We start from the raw sequence: 4,015 nt of genomic DNA, 5'->3' as shown, positions 1-4,015 counted from the left end.
GGTCGGCGGCGGCGGCCGGGTCGTCGACGATCGCGCCGGGCTCGCCGCGCGGCACGAGCGAACCGTCGGCCACGTACCCGCGGTCGGCGAAGGCCTCGCGGGTGAAGCGGAGGCCCGCGGCATCAGCGGCCCGCTCGAGTGCGCTCGACGGGGAGCCGAGCAACGGCAGGGTCGGCTCGAAGGCGGCGACCGCCTCGGCGAAGGCGTGCGCCGCCCGTTCGTCGACGCCGAGACGGTGGTAGAGAGCACCATGCGCCTTCACGTAGCGCACGCGCACGCCGGCGGCCCGGGCGACGCCGTCGAGCGCGCCGAGTTGTGCGAGGAGCTCGGCCGCGAGCTCGGCCGGGCTCGTGTCGAGCGCGCGCCGGCCGAACCCGGCGAGGTCGCGGTAGCCTGGATGCGCCCCGAGGGCGACGTCGTGGCGGGCTGCGAGGCGGGCGCTCGAGAGCATCGTCACCGGGTCTCCGGCGTGGAAGCCGCACGCGACGTTGGCGCTCGAGACGAGGGCGAACATGGCCTCGTCGTCTCCGATGCGCCACGCACCGAACGATTCGCCGAGGTCGCTGTTCAGGTCGATCGTCGGCTGCATGCTCCCATTCTGCCGCGCGCGCGGGCAGACTTGGCGCGGGAGGATTCGGATGCAGGGATTCGGCGGGGCGCACGGCGGGGCACGATCCGTCGGCTCTCGCCGCGCGGCATCCGTTGCGATCGCCATCGCGACCCTGCTCGCCGTCGCCGCGTGCACGGGCCCCCCGGCACCGAGCCCCTCGCCCTCGCCCTCGCCCTCGACGCCCGCGCCGGGCACCGAGCCGCCCCGCACTCCCCCGCCGGTGCTGCAGCCGAGCGGCGCGCCCGAGGTGATCGCCGAGGGACTCGACGCGCCGTGGTCGATCCTCCGGCTGCCGAGCGGCGGGGTGCTCGTGAGCGAACGCGACACCGCGAACATCGTCGAGGTGCTCGGCGACGGCTCCCTGCGGGTCGCGGGCACCGTGCCCGGCGTCGCTCCGGGCGGCGAGGGCGGGCTGCTCGGACTCGCGTTCCTGCCGGGCGACGGCGACCGGCCCGACCTCGTCTACGCGTACCACACCGCGGCATCCGACAACCGGATCGTGCGGATGCCGCTCACGGGCGCCGTCGGCTCACTCGCGCTCGGCGGCGCTGAGCCGATCCTCACGGGCATCCCCAAAGCGGGGAACCACAACGGCGGCCGCATCGCGTTCGGACCCGACGGATTCCTCTACGCCACCACCGGCGACGCCGGCGATCGCGACGCCGCGCAGGACCCCGGTGCCCTCGCCGGCAAGATCCTGCGGATGACGCCCGACGGCCAGGCTGCGCCCGGCAATCCGTTCGGCAATCTCACCTGGTCGTTCGGCCACCGCAACCCGCAGGGCATCGCCTGGGATGCCGCCGGCGACCTGTGGGCGGCCGAGTTCGGCCAGAACGCGTGGGACGAGCTCAACCGCATCACGCCGGGCGGCAACTACGGCTGGCCTGTCGTGGAGGGCCAAGCGGGCGACGCCCGATTCACCGACCCCGTCGCGCAGTGGGGCACCGACGAGGCGAGCCCGAGCGGACTTGCGATCGTCGGCGACACGCTCTTCCTCGCCGCGCTCCGCGGCGAGCGGCTGTGGACGATCGCGCCGGCCACCTCGGGCGCGCCGCTCGCGACCGCGCCATGGTTCGTCGGCGAGCTCGGACGCCTCCGCGATATGACCGCCGGCCCCGACGGCGACCTCTGGTTCATCAGCAACAACACCGACGGGCGCGGGTCGCCGCGAGAGGGCGACGATCGCCTGTACCGGGTGCCGCTCGCCCCGACGAGCGGCTGAAATCCGCGACACCGTCGGTGCGCGGGGATATTCTCGTCCCATGGCGGATCTCGAGCGGGTTCGGCGGTGGGCCGAGGCGCTCATCGTGCTGCACCTCGATCCCGCCGTCTGGAGCTTCGGCTTCGACAACGCCAAGAAGCGCGCCGGCCTCTGCAACTACACGGGCAGGCGCATCTCGGTCTCGAGGTACCTCGCGGCCCGCTACGACGACGACGAGATCCACCAGATCCTGTTGCACGAGGTCGCGCACGCGATGGCGGGCCCTCGCGCCGGGCACGGACCGAAGTGGGCGACGATCGCGGCCGAGCTCGGCTACGTCGGCCGGCGCACCCACGACGGCGAGGTCGCCGACGAGCTCGCGCCCTGGGTGGGCCACTGTCCATCGGGCCACGAGCACTTCCGGTACCGTGAACCGCAGCGGCCGCTCAGTTGCGGTCTCTGCCAGCGCCGATTCGACCAGGCGAACCTCATCGTGTGGCGTCGGCGCGAGATCTCGGCGTCGGTGCGGCGCAAGGCTGCGAGCGCGGCCGCGGGCTGACGTGCCTGCCGAAGGCATGCCTCCGGTGGGCACATCACGGTCGCCGGCGCACGGATGCGGCATCCGTAACCCCATAGGATGGTTGCATGCCCGTCTCCACCGTCTCCATTCCCGTCGGGCAATGGTTCGTCTCACCCGAAGGCACCCGATGGTGGTTCGACTCGGGCTCCTTCGCCCTCGACTTCGCCTACACGGGCCGGGTTGGCGAAGAACCCGGGCTCGAGCAACTGCACGCGCCCGACGACCTCACCGCGTGGCTCGGTGAACGCTTCCCGGTCGCGGTGAGCCCCGCGCGATCGCGCGACCTGTTCGATGCGATCTCGCTGCGCGACGCGATCGGCCGCATGGCCGTCGCCGCAAGCCGCGGCGCCGAGCCGAGAGCCGTCGACCTCGACCTCGTGAACCTCTACGCCGCCACTCCCGACATCCCGCCGGCCCTCGCGGGCGGCTCACGCCAGGCCGGCCGTTCCGTGCATGCCGTCGGCCAGGCGCTCTCCACGATCGCGCGCGACGCCGTCGACCTCTTCGACGCCTCGAACGCCGGCCGCATCAGGGAGTGCAGCGGCAGCGACTGCGCGTTCGTCTACCTCGACACCTCGCGCGCCGCGAGTCGGCGCTGGTGTTCGATGCAGCGTTGCGGCAACCGGGCGAAGGTGCGGGCGCACCGCGCGCGCAAGGCGGTACAGCCGGCCGCATGAAGCGGATGCCCCGGGCGACCCCGCCGCCACGCTAGGCGCGGAACGCCCCGTCGCGCAGCTCGGGCACGACTCGCGTGACGTCGCGCTCGGTCGCGGGCCGCACCTCGTCGCTGCGTCCTGCGGCGGCGAGCGCGACGGCGCTGCCCGACGCGCTCATGAGATGGGATGCCGCGCGCTGCAGCCCTTCGAACGCCGCGCACGCGACGGCGGCCTCGGGTGAGGTGTGGTCGATGCCGATGCCGATGAGCGCGTCGATGACGGCGCCCGCGACGAGGTGATCCTCGATCGCGAAGCGGATGCCGCCGCCAGGCGCGGCACGATCGCCGGTCGGCTCGCCCGTCGGCTCACTCGTGGGCTCGCCCGCCGCGACGACGGCGACGATCACGCGCTCACCCCGGTGCTCCTGCATCGCGAGGATCCGCTCGGCGACGGCGGTGCGGTTGCGCATCGCGGCCGCGAACACGATCGCGCCACCGGCACCGAGCTCGAGCGCGAGCGCGCCCGTTCCCCCGGCGGAAGCGGCATCCGACACGACGGTCTCGGTGCCGTGCTCGGCCGCCACGACGACCGAGGTGGTGAACGACAGGGCGTCGACGAGCACGACGACGTGAGCGCCGGGCAGGATGTGCCGGCCGCCGGCGGCACCCCAGTCGAACCGGACCTGGTACTTCGCCTGACCGAGGGCGGCCGCGGAATCGCTCACCGCGACAGGCTAACGCGCACCGTGGCCCGAGTCCCACATCGCGAGGGCCTCGGCGTCGCTCGCGCGGGCCGACGCGCGCCGGGCTGCATCGAGGGCCGCCACGGGGTCGGGCTCCTGACGCGCGATGATGAGCTGGCGCTCGGCCTCGGCGAGCCGGGTGCGGGCGTCGGCACCGACGACGCCCCTGCCGCGCTCGATCGCCTCGCGTGCGACGCGCAACTGGCTCTCGGCGATCGCGACGGCG

5 protein-coding genes and 1 pseudogene are annotated in these 4,015 nt (G+C 73.9%); 3 read left to right on the top strand and 3 right to left on the bottom strand.

Going from position 1 to position 4,015, the window contains the following annotated elements; translation table 11 throughout:
* Positions 1-589 (bottom strand): LamB/YcsF family protein (locus ESP51_RS20245; RefSeq protein WP_129522662.1); only part of this gene is annotated, 589 nt, incomplete at its 3' end.
* Between the two features lie 49 nt (positions 590-638).
* Here ESP51_RS20245 and ESP51_RS20240 point away from each other — a divergent pair.
* The 3 genes from ESP51_RS20240 (at position 639) to ESP51_RS20230 (ending at position 3,068) form a co-directional block, all read left to right on the top strand.
* Positions 639-1,832 (top strand): PQQ-dependent sugar dehydrogenase, encoded by a 1,194-nt coding sequence (locus ESP51_RS20240; RefSeq protein ID WP_129522661.1) that lies wholly within the window; start codon positions 639-641, stop codon positions 1,830-1,832.
* Positions 1,833-1,872: 40 nt separating this feature from the next.
* The gene (locus ESP51_RS20235) at positions 1,873-2,370 is read left to right on the top strand and encodes a SprT-like domain-containing protein (RefSeq protein WP_129522660.1); all 498 of its coding nucleotides are present in this window, start codon (positions 1,873-1,875) and stop codon (positions 2,368-2,370) included.
* 86 nt (positions 2,371-2,456) lie between these two features.
* Positions 2,457-3,068 (top strand): CGNR zinc finger domain-containing protein, encoded by a 612-nt coding sequence (locus ESP51_RS20230; RefSeq protein ID WP_129522659.1) that lies wholly within the window; start codon positions 2,457-2,459, stop codon positions 3,066-3,068.
* 31 nt (positions 3,069-3,099) lie between these two features.
* Here ESP51_RS20230 and ESP51_RS20225 read toward each other — a convergent pair whose 3' ends face one another.
* Both ESP51_RS20225 and ESP51_RS20785 read right to left on the bottom strand, forming a co-directional pair.
* A complete protein-coding gene (locus tag ESP51_RS20225) occupies positions 3,100-3,771 on the bottom strand; it encodes a 2-phosphosulfolactate phosphatase (protein WP_129522658.1) in 672 nt (223 codons plus the stop codon).
* 9 nt (positions 3,772-3,780) lie between these two features.
* Positions 3,781-4,015, bottom strand: a pseudogene (locus ESP51_RS20785) (TPM domain-containing protein); the annotation flags it as partial.

The organism is Agromyces albus (assembly GCF_004134825.1).
GTDB classification, from domain to species: domain Bacteria; phylum Actinomycetota; class Actinomycetes; order Actinomycetales; family Microbacteriaceae; genus Agromyces; species Agromyces albus.
This window is presented reverse-complemented; position numbering and strand designations above follow the sequence as displayed.

Bases quoted from the DNA above. Each gene is read 5' to 3' on its own strand.
- ESP51_RS20230 (WP_129522659.1), top strand. From the start codon at position 2,457: ATGCCCGTCTCCACCGTCTCCATTCCCGTCGGGCAATGGTTCGTCTCA.
- ESP51_RS20235 (WP_129522660.1), top strand. From the start codon at position 1,873: ATGGCGGATCTCGAGCGGGTTCGGCGGTGGGCCGAGGCGCTCATCGTG.
- ESP51_RS20240 (WP_129522661.1), top strand. From the start codon at position 639: ATGCAGGGATTCGGCGGGGCGCACGGCGGGGCACGATCCGTCGGCTCT.